The sequence below is a fragment of the Amycolatopsis sp. NPDC021455 genome (assembly GCF_040640995.1).
Classification (GTDB): Bacteria; Actinomycetota; Actinomycetes; order Mycobacteriales; family Pseudonocardiaceae; genus Amycolatopsis.
Window position 1 is genome coordinate 214,152 of the sequence record NZ_JBFACT010000004.1, and the last position, 19,173, is coordinate 233,324.

The 19,173-nt window shown below is 70.5% G+C and carries 16 protein-coding genes; 6 read left to right on the forward strand and 10 right to left on the reverse strand.

Annotation, left to right across the window (positions count from 1 at the left end):
- Positions 1 to 7 precede the first annotated feature (7 nt).
- Genes AB0G28_RS08400 through AB0G28_RS08410 form a run of 3 tightly spaced genes read right to left on the reverse strand, consistent with a single transcriptional unit; the run spans position 8 to position 4,590 of the window.
- Complete coding sequence (locus tag AB0G28_RS08400) at positions 8 to 1,249, reverse strand: SGNH/GDSL hydrolase family protein (RefSeq protein WP_361084704.1); 1,242 nt, start codon at positions 1,247 to 1,249, stop codon at positions 8 to 10.
- The gene (locus AB0G28_RS08405; protein WP_361084707.1) at positions 1,246 to 3,543 is read right to left on the reverse strand and encodes a glycoside hydrolase family 3 N-terminal domain-containing protein; all 2,298 of its coding nucleotides are present in this window, start codon (positions 3,541 to 3,543) and stop codon (positions 1,246 to 1,248) included. Before AB0G28_RS08405 ends, AB0G28_RS08400 begins: the two co-directional genes overlap by 4 nt.
- 36 nt (positions 3,544 to 3,579) lie before the next feature.
- On the reverse strand, positions 3,580 to 4,590 hold the full coding sequence (locus AB0G28_RS08410; RefSeq protein WP_361084709.1) for a LacI family DNA-binding transcriptional regulator: 1,011 nt from the start codon (positions 4,588 to 4,590) through the stop codon (positions 3,580 to 3,582).
- A 134-nt stretch (positions 4,591 to 4,724) separates the two neighbouring features.
- Between AB0G28_RS08410 and AB0G28_RS08415 the strand changes: the two genes are divergently transcribed.
- The 4 genes from AB0G28_RS08415 to AB0G28_RS08430 are packed head-to-tail and all read left to right on the forward strand — an operon-like array spanning position 4,725 to position 10,860.
- Positions 4,725 to 6,020, forward strand: coding sequence for an extracellular solute-binding protein (locus tag AB0G28_RS08415; RefSeq protein WP_361084711.1), 1,296 nt, complete (start codon positions 4,725 to 4,727; stop codon positions 6,018 to 6,020).
- Positions 6,017 to 6,988: a sugar ABC transporter permease gene (locus tag AB0G28_RS08420; protein ID WP_361084714.1), complete on the forward strand. Its 972-nt coding sequence runs from the start codon at positions 6,017 to 6,019 to the stop codon at positions 6,986 to 6,988. The genes AB0G28_RS08415 and AB0G28_RS08420 overlap by 4 nt, the downstream gene beginning before the upstream one ends.
- Positions 6,988 to 7,812: a carbohydrate ABC transporter permease gene (locus AB0G28_RS08425; protein ID WP_361084717.1), complete on the forward strand. Its 825-nt coding sequence runs from the start codon at positions 6,988 to 6,990 to the stop codon at positions 7,810 to 7,812. The genes AB0G28_RS08420 and AB0G28_RS08425 overlap by 1 nt, the downstream gene beginning before the upstream one ends.
- 51 nt (positions 7,813 to 7,863) lie before the next feature.
- Positions 7,864 to 10,860, forward strand: a complete 2,997-nt coding sequence (locus tag AB0G28_RS08430) for a glycosyl hydrolase 115 family protein (RefSeq protein ID WP_361084721.1) — start codon at positions 7,864 to 7,866, stop codon at positions 10,858 to 10,860.
- 149 nt (positions 10,861 to 11,009) lie between these two features.
- On the opposite strand, the gene AB0G28_RS08435 is transcribed toward AB0G28_RS08430, so the two are convergent.
- Entirely contained in the window at positions 11,010 to 12,071 is a 1,062-nt protein-coding gene (locus AB0G28_RS08435) for a LacI family DNA-binding transcriptional regulator (protein WP_361084724.1), read from the reverse strand.
- A gap of 112 nt (positions 12,072 to 12,183) precedes the next feature.
- Here AB0G28_RS08435 and AB0G28_RS08440 point away from each other — a divergent pair, with 112 nt between their 5' ends.
- Entirely contained in the window at positions 12,184 to 13,167 is a 984-nt protein-coding gene (locus AB0G28_RS08440; RefSeq protein ID WP_361084727.1) for an endo-1,4-beta-xylanase, read from the forward strand.
- A gap of 66 nt (positions 13,168 to 13,233) precedes the next feature.
- On the opposite strand, the gene AB0G28_RS08445 is transcribed toward AB0G28_RS08440, so the two are convergent.
- The 6 genes from AB0G28_RS08445 to AB0G28_RS08470 all read right to left on the reverse strand — a co-directional run bounded on the left by AB0G28_RS08445 (position 13,234) and on the right by AB0G28_RS08470 (position 18,531).
- Positions 13,234 to 14,166, reverse strand: a complete 933-nt coding sequence (locus AB0G28_RS08445; RefSeq protein WP_361084730.1) for an acyl-CoA desaturase — start codon at positions 14,164 to 14,166, stop codon at positions 13,234 to 13,236.
- Between the two features lie 280 nt (positions 14,167 to 14,446).
- Complete coding sequence (locus tag AB0G28_RS08450; protein ID WP_004558414.1) at positions 14,447 to 14,650, reverse strand: cold-shock protein; 204 nt, start codon at positions 14,648 to 14,650, stop codon at positions 14,447 to 14,449.
- A 100-nt stretch (positions 14,651 to 14,750) separates the two neighbouring features.
- Entirely contained in the window at positions 14,751 to 16,016 is a 1,266-nt protein-coding gene (locus tag AB0G28_RS08455) for a class I SAM-dependent methyltransferase (protein ID WP_361084733.1), read from the reverse strand.
- An 11-nt stretch (positions 16,017 to 16,027) separates the two neighbouring features.
- Positions 16,028 to 17,434, reverse strand: coding sequence for an FAD-binding oxidoreductase (locus tag AB0G28_RS08460; RefSeq protein WP_361084736.1), 1,407 nt, complete (start codon positions 17,432 to 17,434; stop codon positions 16,028 to 16,030).
- Between the two features lie 72 nt (positions 17,435 to 17,506).
- Entirely contained in the window at positions 17,507 to 18,100 is a 594-nt protein-coding gene (locus AB0G28_RS08465) for a hypothetical protein (protein WP_361084739.1), read from the reverse strand.
- Positions 18,097 to 18,531 (reverse strand): DUF6292 family protein, encoded by a 435-nt coding sequence (locus AB0G28_RS08470; protein ID WP_361084742.1) that lies wholly within the window; start codon positions 18,529 to 18,531, stop codon positions 18,097 to 18,099. Before AB0G28_RS08470 ends, AB0G28_RS08465 begins: the two co-directional genes overlap by 4 nt.
- 185 nt (positions 18,532 to 18,716) lie before the next feature.
- On the opposite strand from AB0G28_RS08470, the gene AB0G28_RS08475 reads away from it, so the two are divergent.
- Positions 18,717 to 19,142, forward strand: a complete 426-nt coding sequence (locus AB0G28_RS08475) for a DUF6292 family protein (protein WP_361084745.1) — start codon at positions 18,717 to 18,719, stop codon at positions 19,140 to 19,142.
- Positions 19,143 to 19,173 lie beyond the last annotated feature (31 nt).

The following is a 19,173-nucleotide window of genomic DNA, read 5'->3' on the forward strand; positions in this document are numbered from 1 at the left end:
GAGCTGCTCAGCTCCCCCAGCCGCCGTGGTCGTCGAACAACTGTTCCGGGACGCTGTTCCCGATCGCCCGGTAACCATCCGGGTTGAGGTGCAGGTGGTCGCCCACGTCGTACGCCGGCAGCAGCTGGGATGGCTTCGCCGGGTCGCGGGTCACCTTGTCGAAGTCCAGCAGGGCGTCGAAGTGGCCCGGCTGGCGGATCCACGCGTTCACCTGCTGACGCGCCGCTTCGCGCTCCGGTGCGTCATATCCCGTGTTGCCGCCGAACGCCGTGATCGTCGCTCCGTAGACCTTGATGTCCTGGGCGTGGGCGCGGGTGATGATCTGGTCGTACGCGTCGATCAGCTGCGCCGCCACGTCCGACGCCGCTGCCGGGGTGGCCGTGCCGATGTCGTTGACCCCTTCGAACACGATCGCCCACGACACTCCGCTCGTCGACAGCAGGTCGCGGTCCAGGCGGGCCAGCACGTTCGGGCCCAGGCCGTCCTGCAGGACGCGGTTGCCGCCCGCTGCCTGGTTCACCACCGACACGCCGTGCAGGCGCGAAGCCAGCACGTTCGGCCAGCGGTCGTTGCCGTTCGTCGTCGAGCCGCGGCCGTCGGAGATCGAGTCGCCGATCACCGCCACCGCCGAGGCCGGGGACAGCACCTCGATGCCGCTGAGGAAGTACCAGTGGTCCACCGGGGTCGCACCCGGCAGCTCGGGGGAAGCCACCTGGTTGCCCGCCATGAGATACGACGTCGTGCGGGAACCCGGGTGGGAGGTGATCGACGTCGACGCCTGGCCGTTCGCCAGGTACGCCGTCACCGTGATGTTCTCCAGCGACCGCACCGGGAACGCCAACGGATCCGAGACGACCTGCGCGCCCTGCGGGACCACCGTCGACGGCTTGCCGTGGAACGTCACCCCGGTGATGCTGCCCGGAACCACGGCCGAAACCCCGGCGGCACCGGAAACCGGACGCGCCACCGACACCGCGGTCAGCGGCAGCGGTGCGCCGCCGAAGGCGTTGGAGAACCGCAGGCGGATCCGGGGACCGCCGGTCGTCACCTGCGCCGTCTCGCGCAGGGAAGCGTTGTCGAGCACCCGGTCGGTGCCGGTGAAGGGCGCCGGCGGCATGTTGCCCGGCTCGGTCAGCTGCGGCATCGACGTCCACGTCGCCACCCAGTGCGACGGCGCGGGACGCGCGGAAGCACCGACGAACAGGGTGGTCAGCACGGCCAGGAAGAAGAGCACCAGAGGACGTTTCATGACGAGAACTCCGGAGTCAGGACCCGGTCGAAGCCGACTTCACGGCGCGACCCGGTCAGCGTGCAGTGCAGGGTCGTGACGATCTGCTCGCTCGACGTCCCCACCCGCAGCTCCACGTCGCCGGGCTCGACCAGCCGCTTCCCGGCGCGGCCGGTGTAGGACGTCAGGTCCGCGTGCAGGGCGATCTCGAGCACCGAAGTTTCGCCCGGCGCCAGGGAAACGCGGCGCGCCGCGATCAGCTGGCGCTCCGGGCGCGCCACCTCGGCCACCGGGTCGTGCAGGTAGACCTGGACGACCTCGGAGGTTTCGCGCCCGTGGTCGTTGCGCAGCGTCACCCGGACCCGGCAGACGCCGTCCGTCGGCCAGAGCGAGCCGGTCGCGCTGACGTCCAGCCACGTCGCCGGCGCGTAGGACAGGCCGTGCCCGAAGGGGAACAGGGGAGTGGGATCCACCGTGCTCACTTCGCTGCGCTGCCCCAGCGGCGCCGCCAGGTACGTCGACGGCTGGCTAGCCCCGGCCGCCGGGAAGCTCACCGGCAGCCTGCCCGCCGGGTTGAGCTGTCCACTGAGGACAGCCGCCAGCGCGGGCGCGCCTTCTTCGCCGGGGTAGAAGCCGCTCACCACGGCGGCGAGCCGGGGCAGTTGCCGGGAAAGTTCGTACGGCCGCCCGGACAGCAGAACGACCACCACCGGCTTGCCCGTGTCCAGCAACGCGTCCAGCAGTTCCTCCTGACGGCCCGGCAGCCGCAGGTCGGGCGCGTCGCACCCTTCGCCGGACGTCCCGCCGCCGAACAGCCCGGCCCGGTCGCCGAGCACGGCGACGCAAACGGACGAGGAAGCGCACGCGGCCACCGCTTCGGCGATGCCGTCGTCGTCCCCGCCGGTGACCGGGCAGCCCAGCGCGTACGTCACGTCGAACGACTCCCGCAGCGCCTCCACCACGGTCGGCACGGAGACGCCGAACGGGACGTCGGGGTGGTGGACGCCGACGTGCAGCGGGAAGGAGTAGCAGCCGAGCATCGCTCCGGCCGCATCCGCGCGCGGACCGACCACGGCGAGCTTGGCGCCGGGGGAGAGCGGGAGCGTGCCGTCGTTGTGCAGCAGCACGATCGAGCGTTCGGCGACCTCACGGGCGAGCGCCCGCGACTCGGCGTCGTCGAGGTCGATCTCCTCCGGGACCTCCGGTGCCCAGCCCGCGTCGAGCAGCCCCAGCTCGCACTTCTGCCGCAGCACGCGTTCGAGAGCGCGGTCGACGGCGGCGGCGTCGACCGCACCCCCTTCCACCGCGGCGAGCAGCGGCTCGCCGTAGCAGTCCATGGTGGGCAGCTCCACGTCGATGCCCGCGGTCAGCGCCTGCCCGGCGGCGTCGCCGCGGTCGGCCGCGACGCGGTGCAGCTTGTGCAGGAACGCCACCGAGAAGTAGTCGGCGACGACCGTGCCGTCGAAGCCGTAGGTGTCCCGCAGCAGCTCCGTCAGCAGCGACGCGTCGGCGGCGGACGGGACGCCGTCGGTGTCGGTGTAGGCGTTCATCACCGACCGGGCGCCCGCGCGCAGCGCCAGTTCGAACGGCGGGAGCAGGACGTCGGCGACTTCGCGCGGCCCGGCCGAAACCGGTGCGAGGTTGCGCCCGGCGCGCGACGCCGAGTACCCGACGAAGTGCTTGAGCGTGGCGACCACGCCGGCCGACTCCAGGCCGGCGACGTAGGCGCTGCCGATCGTGCCGACCAAGTACGGGTCCTCGCCGATGGTCTCCTCGACCCGGCCCCAGCGCAGGTCGCGGGCGACGTCGAGGACCGGCGCGAGTCCTTGGTGCACGCCCAGCCCGCGCATGGTCCGCCCGATCCGCTCGGCCATCCGGCGCACCAGGTCGGGGTCGAAGGTCGCACCCCACGACAGCGGGGCCGGGTAGATCGTCGCCTGCCACGCGGCCAGCCCGGTCAGGCACTCCTCGTGCACCACCGCGGGAATCCCGAACCGGCCGCTGGAGACGATCTGCCGCTGGGTGCGCGCGAGGCTGCGCGCCCCGATCACCGGGTCGACCGGCCGGGTGCCGAAGACGCGGGTCAGCTGGCCGATGCCGTGCCGGACCAGGTCGTCGAAGTCGACCGCCGGGTTTTCGAAGTCGTGCTGGTGCGGCGCCACCTCACCGGCGGAGTCGATGCCCACCCAGATGCCGTAGAGCTGGGCGAGCTTTTCGCGCAGGGTCATCCGCGCCATCAGGGCGCGGACTCGCTCGGCGGGGTCGGCCGCGGGGTCGCGCCACGGCTCTTCAGCCGTGGTGGGCTGCGTGGTCAAGGCTTTCCGCCCTTCGTCGAAGAGTGCAGAGTGAGGTCAGGTCAGGGCGCGCGTCGAGCGCCGCACGACCAGGCCGGTGTCGAGGGTGACGTGCGTGTGCTCGACCTCGTCGCCGTTGATCAGCGCGATGAGCATGGCGATCGCGCGGTGGCCCATTTCGCGGATCGGCTGGTTCACGGTGGTCAGCGGCGGGCTGCAGAGCGCGGACTCGGGCACGTTGTCGAAGCCCACCACGGAAAGGTCGTCGGGCACCGAGAGGCCGAGCTCGGCGGCCGCGCCGACGGTCGCGATCGCCGAGATGTCGTTGGCGGCGAACACCGCGGTCGGCCGGTCCGGGCCGGTCAGCAGGGCGTGGGCCGAGGCCGCGGAGATCTCCGGGTCGTAGGCGCCGATCCGGATCAGGTCCTCGTCCGGGGCGATGCCCGCGGCCGTCAAAGCCCGCAGGTACCCCGTTTTCCGCAGTTCGGCGGACTCCAGGTCGGGGCGGCCGGCGAGGAACGCGATCCGCCGGTGGCCCCGTTCGAGCAGGTGCTCGGTCGCCAGCTGGGCCCCGCGCAGGTTGTCGGAATCGATCGTCGGCAGGTGCGACGGCCCGGTGTGCGGGTCGACCGCGACGACCGGCGTGCCGGGCACGGCCTCCAGCGAGACGGTCGGCGTGACCAGCACGGCGCCGTCGACGAGGGTCCCGCTCAGCCGGGACAGGTAGCGCTTCTCCCAGCCCGCCGGGTCGCCGGTGCGGCCACCGGCGGAGTAGACGACGAGTTCGAACCCGCTGCCGCGGATGGCGTCCGCGGCCCCCTTGAGCAGCTCGGTCGAGAACGGTTCGAGGTCGGCGACCAGGATCCCGATGACGTTCGTCCGATGGTTTCTCAGGCTCTGCGCCACGAGGCTGGCCTCGTAGCCGAGTTCGTCGATCACCGCACGGACTCGCGCGAGCGTCGCGGCGGAGACGCCGTAACGATCGTTGATCACCTTGGAAACCGTGGCCACCGAGACGCCGGCCCGGGCCGCGACGTCACGGATGGTCACCCTCGAGCGGGGCTGCATCGGCTCAGACTAACCATGGAAAACGTTATCGACAACGATTGACATCCCAATTGCCCCCGGAGCAGACTCTTCGCCAACCCGGGCGCTGTGTCGTCCCGTCCAACTCGGCCGAAGTCGTCAGGAGTGGACCCACGATGTTTGTGAAACGCCGGATCACCGTTCTCGCCGCCCTGGCGGCCATCGCCCCGCTCGCCCTTTCCGCGTGCAGCGGAGGGAACGACACACCCGCGCAGCCGAGCGGCCCGGTCACCCTGACCTGGTGGCACAACGGCACAACCGACCCGATCAAGACGATCTGGGAGAAGGTCGTCGCGGACTACCACCAGGCGCACCCCGACGTCACGATCAAGGCCCAGCCGCTGCAGAACGAGGACTTCGGCACCAAGGTCCCGCTCGCCCTGCAGTCGGCCGAGCCGCCGGACATCTACCAGTCCTGGGGCGCCGGTGACCTGGCCTCGCAGATCACCTCGGGGAAGGTCGCCGACATCACCGACTTCACGAAGTCGTGGATCACCCAGACCACCGGCAAGTTCGGCGAGAACTGGCAGGTCGACGGCAAGCAGTACGGCGTGCCGTTCGAGCAGCACTTCGTCGGCTTCTGGTACCGCAAGGACCTCTTCCAGCAGGCGGGGATCACCACCCCGCCGAAGACCATGGACGAGCTGAACACCGCCGTCGCGCAGCTGAAGGCCAAGAACATCGCGCCGATCTCCGTCGGCGGCAAGGACCGCTGGCCGGATGCCTTCTACTACAACTACTTCGCCATCCGCGAGTGCTCCGTCGACGTGCTCAAGCAGTCGGTCAAGGCGGTCAAGCTCGAGGACCCGTGCTGGACGAAGGCCGGGCAGGACCTCAAGAACTTCCTCGCCACCCAGCCGTTCCAGACCGGGTTCGCCGGCACGCCGGCCCAGCAAGGCGCGGGCAGCTCGGCCGGCCTGGTCGCCAACGGCAAGGCCGCGATGGAACTGCAGGGCGACTGGGAACCCGGCACGATGTCGTCGCTGACCGACGACAAGCAGCTCGACTCGAAGGTCGGCTGGTTCCCGTTCCCCTCCGTCGCGGGTGGCCAGGGTGACCCGAACGCGGTGCTCGGCGGCGGTGACGGCTTCGCCTGCACCACCCGCGCGTCGAAGGCGTGCGCGGACTTCCTGCAGTACCTCGGCAGCGAGCCGGTGCAGACGCAGCTCGCCGCGCAGGGGGCCGGCCTGCCCGTGAACAACGTGGCGGCGAAGTCGCTCAAGACCGACACGCTCCGGCAGGTCTTCGACTACGGCACGAAGGCGACCTACCTGCAGATGTACTTCGACCGGGCGTTCCCGACGGCGGTCGGCGCCGCGCTGAACGACGCGGTGGCCAACATGTTCGCCGGCCAGGGCACCCCCGAAGGCATCGTGACGGCCGTCAACCAGGCCGCGGCGGGCAACAAGTGACCACGGCGACGACCCCGGTGCGGGCGGCGGCACAGCCGCCCGCACCGGCGGTCAAGCCCCGGGCGAAGCGGTCCCGGCTGCGGACCCGGCTCGAGCTGACGCTGCTGCTCGGGCCGGCGCTGCTGCTGTTCTGCGGGTTCGTCCTGGTGCCGATCGGGATCGCGGCGTTCTACAGCGTCTTCAACTGGAACGGGTTCGGCCCGATCGACGACTTCGTCGGGTTCAAGAACTACTCCGACGCCTTCAGCGGCAAGGTGTTCCAGAGCGCCATCGTGCACAACCTGATCATCGCCGGGCTGTCGATCGTTGTGCAGCTCCCGCTGTCGATCGGCCTGGCGATGCTGCTCAACCGGAAGCTGCGGGGGCGCGCGGTGCTGCGGGCCATGGTGTTCGCCCCGTACGTGCTGTCCGAGGCGATCACCGCGGTCATCTGGTCGCTCATGCTGCAGCCGGGCGGCTTCGCCGACCGGGTGCTGAAAGGCGCCGGGCTCGGCGGGCTGGTCCACAACTGGCTGGCCGACCCGGGCATCGTGCTCTACACCGTGTTCGCGGTGATCACCTGGAAGTACATCGGCTTCGGCATCATCCTGCTGCTCGCCGGCCTGCAGGGCGTGCCGGCCGAACTGCGCGAAGCCGCGGCGCTCGACGGTGCTTCGGCGTGGCAGACCACCCGGCACGTGGTGTTGCCGCTGCTCGGGCCGACCATCCGGATCTGGATCTTCCTGTCGGTGATCGGCTCGCTCCAGCTGTTCGACGTCGTCTGGATCATGACCCAAGGCGGCCCGGCGAACGCGTCGACGACGATGGCGACCTACCTGATCGACCACGGCTTCAAGCGCTACGAGTTCGGGTTCGGCTCCGCGGTGGCGGTGATCCTCTTCGTCATCTGCTTCGTGTTCGCCCTGCTGTACCAGCGGTTCGCGCTCCGCCGTGACACCCAGGGCGCCCTGACGAGGATGGTGGGCTGATGCGCTCGCGCAAGTTCGGCCTGTCGATGGGCTACCTCGCGGCGATCGTCGTGATCGGCGTGACGGTGGTGCCGTTGCTTTTCGTCGTGCTCGGCGGGTTCCGCACCAACGCGCAGATCAACTCCGACCCGGCCGGGCTGCCCGGCCCGTGGGTGACGGACAACTACGCGTCGGTCCTCGGCTCGAGCGCGTTCTGGACGTTCCTCGGCAACAGCGCGCTGATCGCGGTGATCGCCACGGCGCTCGCCGTCGGGCTCGGCTCGATGGCCGGGTACGCCCTCTCGCGGTATCAGTTCAAGGGGCGGGAGGCGTTCTACACGCTGTTCACCCTCGGCCTGCTGTTCCCGCTCGGCGTGGCGACGCTTCCGCTGTACCTGTGGCTGCGTCAGCTCGGCATGCTGGAGAGCTTCTGGGGTGTCGCGATCCCCGAGGCGGCGTTCTCGCTGCCGGTGACGATCGTGATCCTCCGCCCGTTCATGCACGCGATCCCGGGCGAGATCGAGGACGCCGCCGTGCTCGACGGCGCGAGCAGGCTCGGCTTCTTCTGGCGGATCCTGCTGCCGCTGTCGACGCCGGCGCTGACCACGGTCGCGGTGCTCGCCTTCGTCACCAGCTGGAACGCCTACCTGCTGCCGCTGCTGGTGTTCAACGACTCCGGGCACTTCACGCTCCCGCTCGGCGTCGCGCTGTTCCAGTCCGCGTACTCCCAGGACACCGCCCGGGTGCTCGCGTTCACCGCGCTGTCGATGATCCCGGCGCTCGGTTTCTTCGTGCTCGCCGAACGGCGCATCGTCGGCGGGCTGACCGGATCCGTGAAGGGCTGACTCAGGAGGTCTGCCGTGCCGTCCGAGGTACACCGCCGTACCTTCCTTCAGTTGCTCGCGCTGGCCGGCGCGGGGTCCGTGGCCCTTCCGGGCCTCGCCGAAGCCGGCTCCGGATTCCCGTTGGTGTCGCGGGGAAAGGCCGCGACGATCGTCGTCGGTTCGGGTGACTTCCCCGGCGTGCGGCGAGTGGTGGGCGACCTGGCCGCCGACGTCGAACGCGTCACCGGGGTGCGGCCCGCGGTGTCGTTCGACGTCGTCCCGGCCGAAGGCCCGGTGGTGCTGGTCGGCACCCTGGGCCGCAGCCCGCTGGTCGACGACCTGGTCCGCGCCGGGCGCCTGGACGTCACCGGGATCGCCGGAAAATGGGAGACGTCGCTGAGCCAGGTCGTCGACGGGCGGCTCGTGCTCACCGGCAGTGACCAGCGCGGCGTGATCTACGGCGTCTACGAGGTTTCGCGGCGGATCGGCGTTTCGCCGTGGTACTGGTGGGCGGACGTCCCGCCGCGGCGGCAGGCGGAACTGCACCTGCCACGCGAGCGGTTCAGCCTCGGCACCCCGCACGTGAAGTACCGCGGCTTCTTCATCAACGACGAGAACCCGGCGCTCGGCACCTGGGCCCCGGCCTACTTCGGGCCCGGCAAGGCACCGGGCTTCCCCAACGGCTTCAACCACCTGTTCTTCGCGAAGGTCTTCGAGACCATGCTGCGGCTGCGGGCCAACTACCTGTGGCCGGCGGTGTGGGGGCGCGCGTTCGCCGAGGACGACCCGCTCAACCACGCCACGGCCAAGGAGTACGGCATCGTCATGGGCACCTCGCACGAGGCGCCGATGATGCGCGGCATCGAGGAGTGGAACCGGCACGCGGTGCCCGCGGTCCGCGACGCGGCCGGCAACATCACGACGCCGGGCCACGACCCGTACGGGGGCACGGGGGAGTGGAGCTTCCGCCGCAACGGCGAGGCGATCAAGGCCTACTGGGCCGACGGGATCCGCCGGATGGTCCGCGAGGACTTCGAAGGCGTCGTCACGCTCGGCATGCGCGGCAACGGCGACGTCGGCCTGCCCGACGGCGACGGCATCGAGCTGATGCGCGAGATCATCGCCACCGAACGGGACATCCTCGCCCGCGAGACCGGCCGCGACCTCGCGACGGTGCCACAGGTCTGGACGCTGTACAAGGAGGTCCAGCGGTACTGGGCGAAGGGCCTGCGCCCGCCGGACGACGTCATCGTGGTGTTCACCGACGACAACTGGGGCAACATCCGCAAGATGCCCGACCTGTCGCTGCCGCCGCACCCGGGCGGGTACGGGCTCTACTACCACTTCGACTACGTCGGCGGCGGCCGCAACTACAAGTGGGTCGACACCGCGCTGCTGGCGAACACGTGGGAGCAGCTGCACCAGGCGTTCGCCTACGGCAACGACCGGCTGTGGGTGGCCAACGTCGGCGACATGAAGGGCAACGAGCTGCCACTGCAGTTCTTCCTGGACTACGCCTGGGATCCGGCGGGCCTGCCGGTCGAGCGACTGTCCACCTGGGAGCGTCAGTTCGCCTCGGAGAACTTCGGCGCGACCCTGGCTTCCGACATCGCCGGAGTGCTGCACGACTACGGCCGGCTGCAGTCCCGGCGCAAGCCGGAGCTGCTCAACCGGCGGATCACCCTGCAGGCGGACGGCACCATCGTCTACGACGACCAGATGACGCCGTTCAGCCTGGTCAACTACCGCGAGCTGGACCGGGTCACCGACGAGTGGCACGACCTCGCGGCGCGGGCGTCGAAGATCGGCGCGCGCCTGCCGAAGGCGTTCCAAGACGCCTTCTACGAGCTGGTGGGCTACGAGGTCCAGGCGACGGCGAACCTGTACGCGCTGCGGCGGGCCGAGTTCACGAACCTGCTCTACGCGGCCCAGGGCCGGGCGTCGGCGAACGCACTGGCCGCCGTCACGGAAGCCCGTTTCGCCGACGACCTGGCCTTGGCGGAGAAGTACAACACCGGCATCGCGGGCGGCAAGTGGAAGGGGTTCCAGACCCAGCCGCACATCGACTACGGCGACGTCGCCCGCTACGGCCCGAACGCGCCGTGGCAGCAGCCGGAGAAGGACAACGTCGCGCTGCCGGACGTGATCTTCCCGGCGGTCCGGCGCCTCGACCTGCCCGCGGCGGCGTCGCTGGGGGTCGCGGTCGACGGCTCCTCGGACGCGTGGCCCGGCGCCGCGGGACGGCCGGCGCTGCCGGAGTTCAGCCCGTACCAGAGCGCGCCGCCGCAGTACATCGACGTCTTCAACCGCGGCCGGGAACCGTTCCGCTGCACGGTTTCCACCGGGGCACCGTGGGTGCTGGTCGAGCCGCGCGGCGGCCGGGTGACCGAGGAGCTGCGGATGACCGTCCGGATCGACTGGACCCGGGCTCCGAAGGGCACCACGACCGTGCCGATCACGGTGTCGGGCGCGGGGAGCTCGGTCGTGGTGGACGCCGTCGTGCGCAATCCGGCGCTGCCGGCTCGCGGGTTCGTCGAGGCGGGCGGGTACGTGTCGGTGGAGGCCGAGCACTGCAGCGCCGACGTCGGCACGGCGGACGTCGGCTGGCGGCGTATCCCGGACATCGGACGAACCGGCGCGGGGATGACCCCGTTCCCGGTGACGGCGGCGAGCCGCACACCGGGAACGGGGCCGCGCCTGGAGTACCGGATGACGCTGTTCACGACCGGGCCGGTGACGGTGTGGGCGTACTTGTCCCCGCGCAGCAACGTGCTCCAGGGCGACGGGCTGCGGTACGCGGTCTCGTTCGACGACGCGGAGCCGCAGGTCGTGAACATCACGAAGGCGACGGGCGCGGACGACACTTCGATGAACCGCCAGTGGGAGCGGACCACATCGGACAACGTCAACCTGACCTCGACGCGGCACGTGATCACCGCGGCGGGCCCGCACGTGCTGAAGTTCTGGATGGTCGACCCGGCGGTGATCGTGCAGAAGCTGGTGGTCGACACGGGTGGGCTGAGGCCGAGTTACCTGGGACCGCCGGAGAGCCTGCGATGGCCGTGGTGAGCGACGGGCTTGCGGCCGGGCCCGAACGCCCCAATGTGGCGTTGGTTGCGTTGGACGCACCCAATGTGGCGTTCGGTGCGTTGGATGCACCCAACGCCACATTGGGGCGCTTTGCGTCCGGCCAGGATAGAGCCGCCGGACCACCTCGCTCAGCCCGTCAGCGCCCGGTAACCCAGGTGGGCCGGGGCCGCGGTGCTGTGCCTGATCACCAGGCTGGTCGCCAGCTCCAGCCGGTGGCTCTCCGGGTCCACGCCGCGGGCCAGCGAGATCGCCAGCCGCGCGCCGGCGGCCGCCATCTCCTGCAGGGGCTGGCGGATCGTGGTCAGCTCCGGGGTCAGCCAGCGGGCTATCGGCAGGTCGTCGAAACCCACCACCGAAAGGTCGTCCGGGATGCGCAGACCCGCGTCGCGCGCGGCCTCGTACACGCCGAGTGCCTGCAGGTCGCTGCCGGCGAACACCGCCGTCGGGCGGTCGGGGAGGGTGAGCAGTGAGGCCAGCTCCCGGTAGCCGGACCGGACGTGGAAGTCGCCCCGGCGCACCAGTGCCGGGTCGAACGCCAGCCCGGCCGTCTCCAGCGCCGTGCGGTAGCCGTCGATCCGGGCCCGGCTGCACAACACCCCTTCCGGCCCGCCGATCATCGCGATCCGCCGGTGGCCCAGCTCCACGAGGTGCCGGGTGGCGGTCAGGCCGCCCTGCCAGTTCGTCGCCCCGATCGAGGGCGTCTCCGGCCCGGGCGCGCCCGCCGGGTCGACGACGACCAGGGGGATGTCCCGGGCCCGCAGCTTCGCCAGCTGCCCGCCGGTGAAGTCCGAACACACCGAAACGATGCCGACCGGACGCCGGGCGAGGACGCTTTCCAGCCAGGTCTGGCCGGGCGTGTGCCGCCCCGACGATTCCGCGAGGACGACCGCCATTCCGTTTTCCCGGGCGACGCACTCGACCCCGCGGATGATTTCCAGCGCCCACGTGCTTTCGAGTTCGTGGAACATCAGTTCCAGCAGGCGAGAACGGCGGGAACGTTCGTCGGCCCGGCGCCGGTAGCCGTATTTCCCGATGACCGCCTCGACGCGGGCGCGGGTGGTTTCGGCGACGTCGGGGCGGCCGTTCAACACTTTCGACACGGTCGGCACGGAAACGCCGGTCTCGGCGGCGATCCGGGCGATGGTCACCCGGGACGCGGTCGGTTCGAGATTGTCAGACCTCGTTGTCATGAAGGAGATTCTAGAACATCGAAACCTGATTTGAAACGCTCGAAACTTTCGATTCCCCATTGTCCTGCGGAGGGTGAAGATGCTCGGAAGAATTCCGAAGAAACGTGCTCTGATGGCGGTTGCCGTCACTTTGGGTATTGCCGTGTGGCAGGCACCGGCGGCTTCGGCGTCGGTGCCGCTGAAATACACTACCAACCGTTACGTCGGCAGTGCGGTGGCCGCGACCTACCTGGCTTCGGAAAGCGATTACCGGGCCGTGCTCACCCGGGAATTCGACAACGTGACCCCCGAGAACGAGATGAAGTGGGGCACGGTCGAAGCCGTCCGGGGCCAGTACGACTGGTCGGGTGCGGACGCGATCGTCCAGTACGCCCAGCGGACCCACAAGACGGTCCGCGGCCACACGCTCGTCTGGCACTCCCAGCTGCCGGACTGGGTGGCCGCGCTGCCCGCCGACGAGCTGCGGAGCGTCCTGCGCGACCACATCACCACCGAAGTGAAGCGGTACAAGGGGAAGATCCGGGCCTGGGACGTCGTCAACGAGATCTTCAACGAGGACGGCACCCGGCGTGACACGGTGTTCCGGCAGAAGCTCGGCGACGGCTTCGTCGCCGACGTCTTCCGCTGGGCGCACGCGGCCGACCCGCGGGCGAAGCTGTACATCAACGACTACAACATCGAAGGGATCAACCCGAAGAGCGACGCGGTGTACGACCTGGTGAAGACGCTGCGGCGGCAGGGCGTGCCGATCGACGGCGTCGGCATCCAGGGACACCTGTCGATCCAGTACGGCTTCCCGGGGCAGTACCGCGAGAACCTGGCGCGCTTCGCCAGGATCGGCGTGGAAACGGCGGTCACGGAGGCGGACGTCCGGATTCCGCTGCCGCCCGACGCGGCGAAGCTCGCCACCCAGGCGAGCTACTTCGGCCAGCTCTGGGACGGCTGCCACGCGGTGTCCCGCTGCGTCGAGTTCACGACGTGGGGCTTCACGGACCGGCATTCGTGGGTGCCGGACGTGTTCCCCGGCGAAGGCGCGGCCTGCCTCTTCGACGAGAACCTGCACCCCAAGCCGGCCTACTACCGGCTCAACCCCTGACCTGCGCGATGTCCGTGAAGGCCTCCTTCCCGGCCATAAGAGCCGGGAAGGAGGCCTTCACGGACATCAGCGGGCGAGCGCGGCCAGCCGCTTCGCCGTCGGCCAGCGCACGTTCCACGCCCAGCCCAGCTTCTCGAAGACCCAGATGACCCGGGCGGAGACGTCGAGCTGGCCGCGCAGCACGCCGTGGCGGGCCGACGTCGGGTCCGCGTGGTGGGTGTTGTGCCAGGACTCGCCCATCGACAGGATGGCCAGCGGCCAGAAGTTCGCCGAGCGGTCCCGGCTGGTGAACGGGCGCTCGCCGATCATGTGGCAGATCGAGTTCACCGACCACGTCACGTGGTGCTGGAAGGAGATCCGGGCCAGACCGGCCCACAGGAACGCGGTCAGCGCGCCCCACCACGAAAGGGTGATCAGCCCGCCGAGCAGCGGCGGGAGCAGCAGGCTCACGACCACCCACAGCGGGAAGAGCCGGTCGACGACGCGCAGGTCGCGGTCGGCGGCCAGGTCGGGGGCGAACCGGTCGACGTTGGTCTTGTCGCGGCCGAAGAGCCAGCCCATGTGCGCGTGCCAGAAGCCGCGGGCCAGCGCCAGCGGCGAGGTGCCGAACAGCCACGGCGAGTGCGGGTCGCCGTCGCGGTCGGAGAAGGCGTGGTGACGGCGGTGGTCGGCGACCCAGCCGATCACCGGGCCCTGGGCGGCGAGGCCGCCGGCGATGGCGAGCGCGATGCGCAGCGCCCGCTTCGCGCGGAACGAGCCGTGGGTGAAGTAGCGGTGGTAACCGACGGTCACCCCGAGCGTCGACACCACGAAGAACGCGCCGCCGATCGTGAGGTCGAGCCAGCCGATGCCCCAGCCCCAGAACACGGGGACGGCGACGGCGAGCGCGACGAACGGCACGAGCAGGAAGACGCGGATGGTGATCAGCTCGGGGATCGTCTGCTTGCCGGAGAGCACGGGTTTCGGGGCGGGACGGGCAGCCTTCACGGAAGCGGTCATGCACTACTCGTTTCGAAATCGGCGCCGCGCGGATGCGCGGGAGGCCGGGGCGGGGAACACCCGGCGGTCAGCGGTCTGGGGGTGGCCGGGCGGGTCGCCGCTCCTGCCGGCGATCGGCCTCGAGGCCACGGTGCGAAGGCGAGGCCGGCCGGACGCCGGCGCACGGGGAACGCCCTCGTACCCGTCCTACGTTACCTGACCGTTGTGAATCCGCAGTGTGGCCGAGAACGAGGAAGGCCCCCGCCCCGGTGGGGGCGAGGGCCTTCGGGTGCCTCGTGGCTCAGATGACGCTCACGCGCTGGGCCTGCGGGCCCTTCTGGCCCTGGCCGATTTCGAACTCCACGCGCTGACCCTCGTCGAGCGACTTGAAGCCGCTGCCCTGGATCTCGGAGTAGTGGACGAACACGTCCGGACCCCCGCCGTCCTGCGCGATGAAGCCGAAGCCCTTTTCGCCGTTGAACCACTTGACACTGCCCTGAGCCATACCAATACCTACTCTTTGTAGTGAGCCTGGGCGTCCCGTTCGGACGCCCGGTCTCACGACCATCCTTCCATTGCGGGTCCGCAGTGGCCACCCCCGGTGGTCAAACTCCCCAATCGGGTCGCAGCGGCATGCCCATCCCGCCTTCGCTGTCGGTCCGGACGCCGAGGATGTGGTGCAGTTCGATCTCGCGCCGTTCGAAGGCGAGCCGGCAGGCCGCGAGGTAGAGCGCCCACACCCGGCTGCGCCCCGCGCCGGCCTCGGCGACCGCCTCGTCCCAGTGCTCGTCGAGGTTGGCACACCACCCGGCCAGCGTCTTCGCGTAGTGCTCGCGGAAGTTCTCCGAGTGCCGTACCTCCAGCCCGGCGTCGTGCATGGCCGTCATCAGTTCGCCGGGCGCTTCCAGCTCGCCGTCCGGGAAGACGTAGCGGTCGATGAACCCGCGCGAGCGGTGCGCGACGCTGGTGTCCGGGTTGGTGATGCAGTGGTTGAGCAGGCGTCCGTGCGCCTTGAGCTTGCCGGCCAGGAACCGGAAGTAGCCGGGGACGTTGCGCGCGCCGATGTGCTCGGTCAGGCCGATCGACGAGATCGCGTCGAAGCCGGTTTCGGGGACGTCCCGGTAGTCCTGGTGCCGGATTTCGGCGCGGTCGGCGATCCCCAGCGCGACGATGTTCTTCTGCGCCCACTGAGCTTGTTCACGCGAAAGAGTGACGCCGATGGCCTCGACGCCGTAGTGCCGGACGGCGTGCGCGACCATGCCGCCCCAGCCGCAGCCGACGTCGAGCAGCTTCATGCCGGGCTTGAGGCCGAGCTTCTTGCAGACCAGGTCGAACTTGTGCGCCTGCGCCTCCTCCAGCGAGGCGCCCTCGTGCGGGAACACCGCGCACGTGTAGGCCATGGACGGGCCGAGGACCAGCTCGTAGAACCGGTTGGACACGTCGTAGTGGCTGGCGATGGCCTCGCTGTCCCGCGCCTTGGAGTGCCGCAGCGCGGTCATCCCGCGCCGGAACCGGCTCGGGTGCTCCTCGGCCGGCGGCTTGACCAGCCGCAGGTGGCGCGGGCCGAGCTTGCGCAGCAGCCACAGCCGGTCGGCCGGGGTCAGCTGGTCGACCTGGGTGGACAGGGCACGCAGCGCCGTGTAGAGGTCGCCGGTGACCTCGAGCGCACCCGCGACGTACGCGCGGGCGAGGCCGAGGTCGCCGGGCGAGGACATCAGGTAGTCCAGCGCCAGCGGCGAACGCACCTCGATGGCCACCGGCGCGTCGGCCGGGCCGCTGCTGCTGCCGTCGTAGGCGGTGATCGAGACCTCGGCGCGGGGGCCGAGCAGCCGCTCGAACACGGCGCCGACGGTGATGTTCTCCTGGGTCACGTTCGTTCCTTTCACCGGCGGCGGACGCATTTCTCGTAGAGGCCGAGGAGGCGCTTTCCCGGGTCGTAGGCCCGCTTGAGCTCCTGGTAGGCGTCGCCGTTGTAGAGCCGCCAGAACTCGTCCTCGGTGTAGAAGCTGTCCGAGTAGAGGGATTTGTGCCCGCCGAGGCGGGTCACTTCGGCTTCGATCATCCGGTTGTGGACGCCGTCGCGCTCACCGGGGTCCAGGGGCACGGCCGACCAGAACCCGAAGTTGACATACAGCTCTTCGGGGTCCAATTCGTACAGTGGCCAGCGGACGCCGCCGGGCCGCTGCCGCAGCGGGCAGATCCAGACCGGGCTGATCGGGATCTCCCGTTCGAAGAAGTCGAGGAACTCCGCCGCACGGCCGACCGGGACCTCGATGTCCTGCACGATCGTCTCTTCCGGCGGCAGGCGCCGGAGTTTCAGCAGCCGCTCGGCGATCCGGAACCGCCGGTCGAGCGCGACGGCCTTCCAGTACACCGAGGACCGCAGGAACCGGCGGCCGAGCAGCAGCCGGGGCAGGCGGTGCTGGACGCCGAACGCGCGCGAGCACCAGAACCAGTCGGTGTCCCAGCGCCAGAGGTAGTCGCGGACGGTGAGGTGGTCGGTTTCGCGGCGCTGGATGGAACGGTAGTAGATGTCCAGCCAGGTGTAGTCGCTCGTCGCGGGTGAAGTGTCGGTGAACGTGGCCAGCGTCAGGTACAGCTCGTCCGGCCCGAAGACGGTGCCGTCGACGAAATCGACGTGCTCGCCCTCGTGTTCGCTCGTCGCGCAGATCTCGCGCAGGGCTTCGAAGTACTTCACCCGGTCGTGGTGCCGGACGTGCCGGAGCTGCACGAACGGCTTGACCGGCTCCAGGAGGATCTTCAGCCGCAGCGCGTAGCCGAGGGTGCCGTAGGAGTTGGGGAAGCCGTGGAACAGGGCGCGGTGCTCGTTGTCCGGCGTGGCGACGACGATCCGGCCGTCGCCGGTCAGCACCTCGAGCTCCAGCACCGACTCGTGCGGCATGCCGTTGCGGAACGACGAGGACTCAATGCCGAGCCCGGTCACCGCGCCGCCGAGGGTGATGGTCTTCAGCTGAGGCACGACCAGCGGCATCAGGCCGTGCGGCAGGGTGGCGTCGACGAGCTGTTCGTAGGTGACCATCCCCTCGACGTCGGCGGTGCGGCTGTCCGGGTCGACGCGCAGGACGTGGCTGAACCCGGAGACGTCGAGGCCCGGGTGCTTCGCGGCGGCGCGGGAGCGGAAGAGGTTCGACGTCCGTTTCGCCAGCCGGACGGTCGCTTCGCCGCCGATCGCGGTGAGCTGCCGTCTCAGGGCGTCGACGCGGGCTTCGTGCTCGGGGAACGCCGGGCCCGGACGGGCTTCGGGCACCCCCGCCTGATCAATGGTCACGCCCCTGATCCTGCCTCACCGGGTGGGCGGGCGCACTGTGCTGTCACGGTGATCATTCCCGCCCCTCCGGGGTCAGGCGACCGCGCGCAGCGGGCCCTGGTCCGCGCCGCCGGCCGCTGAAGCGTCGGCACTTTCACGGGAAAGTGCCGGCTGCTCGGCGAGGAGCGTCTCGGCGTCGGCCAGGAAGGCGTCGATCCGCCGGAGCCGGTCGGCGGTGCGGCGCTCGATGGCCGCCAGGCGGTCGGCCCGGCGCCGGGCGTCGTCGACGATCCGGTAGGCCCGCGCGCGGGCGTCGGCGTCACGGCGGTCCGCGGTCTCTTCGGCTTCCCGGACGATCGCCGCGGCGCGGTCCCGGGCCGTCGCGACGATCCCGTCCGCCTCGGCGTGCGCCAGTTCGAGGAGGTGCCGGACCCGGTCGCTCACGGCGGCCGGATCGGCCGGCGTGCGGCACATCCGGTCGAGGCGGACACGCAGCGCGGCGTTGCCGGAGCGGGCGAGTTCGAGCTGCCGGGTCAGGTTTTCCGCTTCGGCGACGGCCGCGTCGCGGTCGGCCGTCAGCAGGCGGATCTCGGCGAGGAGCTCGTCGATCCGCTCGTCGACCTGCTCCCGGTCGTAGCCGCGCAACGTCAGCGCGAAGCTCTCCGGCAGGGGCAGCGCCGCCGTCATCGGGCCACGACCGGCCGGCGCAGCAGCGCGGCGAGTTCGTCGGCGTCACCGGCGGTCCGGAGCGTGACGGGATCGGGGTGGCCGACGGTGTGGTCGTCTTCGTGCAGGGCGCCGACGAACCGCGCGACCCGGCGCGGTGGCGGGGCGATGGTGCCGCCGAGGTAACGCAGGACGATGAGGTCCTCGCCGGAGTGCGTCTCGATCGCCGCGGACCAGCCGCGTTCCTCGTCCCAGAGCAGGGCGACGTCGCGGTCCGGGTAGTGCGGCAGCCGGGTGTCGAGGGCGACGTAGGCCGAAACCGGGCGGTCGTGGTCGACGGTGCACGACTCGAGGCCGATCCCCAGCCCGGCGGTGACGTCGCGGAGGTAGCCGAGCAGCGCGGGGACGGCGGGGTGCTGGTAACCGGTCGGAAGTTCGATCGATGCGGTCACGGGGGTGTCTCGCCTTTCTCTTCGGATACCCCGGTTCTAACATGTCATCGAAACGATGACAAGTGAGATGTCGCCGGATAGACGACATCTGCTGCCCGGTTCGTCGGGATTGAGCAGCGCGAGGTCGGGGTATCCGCGTTCCGGACCGCGGGGATCCCGCGGCGGGACGGGAAAGCGAGGCGGCGTTGAGCATTCTGATCGACTTCGGGCGCGACACGGAGTTCTCGTTCGAGCGGCGGTTGCGCGGGTACGTGGGGGCGGTGGCCCGGGCCGTGGGGGTGGGACTGGAATCCTGCACGCTGGACGTCGGAACGCCCGCCGCCGCCTACATCGCCCTCGACTGGCGGCTGACCCGGTTCCCCGAGCACGACCTGGCGCTGGTCTGGGACGAGGTCCACGGCTGGGCGGCGGCGATCGAGGACGCGACCGGCGCAACGGTCTTGGCCTACCTCGGTGGCGACGTGTTCCCCGACCCCCGTGCGGTGGTGCGGTTCCTGGCTGCGGTGCGGGCGGACGACCCCGACGCGGGTGAGCTGGAAGCCCCGATCCTTCGCGAGGCCGGCGATCACGAGCAGCTGCTGGCCCTGCTCCCGGAGGCCGTTCGCCGATAGGGTCGCCCCCTGGAGTCGTGGACGGGGGCCT

What these genes read in the sequence shown, in the direction of transcription:
- AB0G28_RS08400 (WP_361084704.1), bottom strand. Translation starts at nt 1,249, where the DNA reads ATGAAACGTCCTCTGGTGCTCTTCTTCCTGGCCGTGCTGACCACCCTG.
- AB0G28_RS08410 (WP_361084709.1), bottom strand. Translation starts at nt 4,590, where the DNA reads ATGCAGCCCCGCTCGAGGGTGACCATCCGTGACGTCGCGGCCCGGGCC.
- AB0G28_RS08415 (WP_361084711.1), top strand. Translation starts at nt 4,725, where the DNA reads ATGTTTGTGAAACGCCGGATCACCGTTCTCGCCGCCCTGGCGGCCATC.
- AB0G28_RS08425 (WP_361084717.1), top strand. Translation starts at nt 6,988, where the DNA reads ATGCGCTCGCGCAAGTTCGGCCTGTCGATGGGCTACCTCGCGGCGATC.
- AB0G28_RS08435 (WP_361084724.1), bottom strand. Translation starts at nt 12,071, where the DNA reads ATGACAACGAGGTCTGACAATCTCGAACCGACCGCGTCCCGGGTGACC.
- AB0G28_RS08440 (WP_361084727.1), top strand. Translation starts at nt 12,184, where the DNA reads ATGGCGGTTGCCGTCACTTTGGGTATTGCCGTGTGGCAGGCACCGGCG.
- AB0G28_RS08445 (WP_361084730.1), bottom strand. Translation starts at nt 14,166, where the DNA reads ATGACCGCTTCCGTGAAGGCTGCCCGTCCCGCCCCGAAACCCGTGCTC.
- AB0G28_RS08450 (WP_004558414.1), bottom strand. Translation starts at nt 14,650, where the DNA reads ATGGCTCAGGGCAGTGTCAAGTGGTTCAACGGCGAAAAGGGCTTCGGC.
- AB0G28_RS08465 (WP_361084739.1), bottom strand. Translation starts at nt 18,100, where the DNA reads ATGACGGCGGCGCTGCCCCTGCCGGAGAGCTTCGCGCTGACGTTGCGC.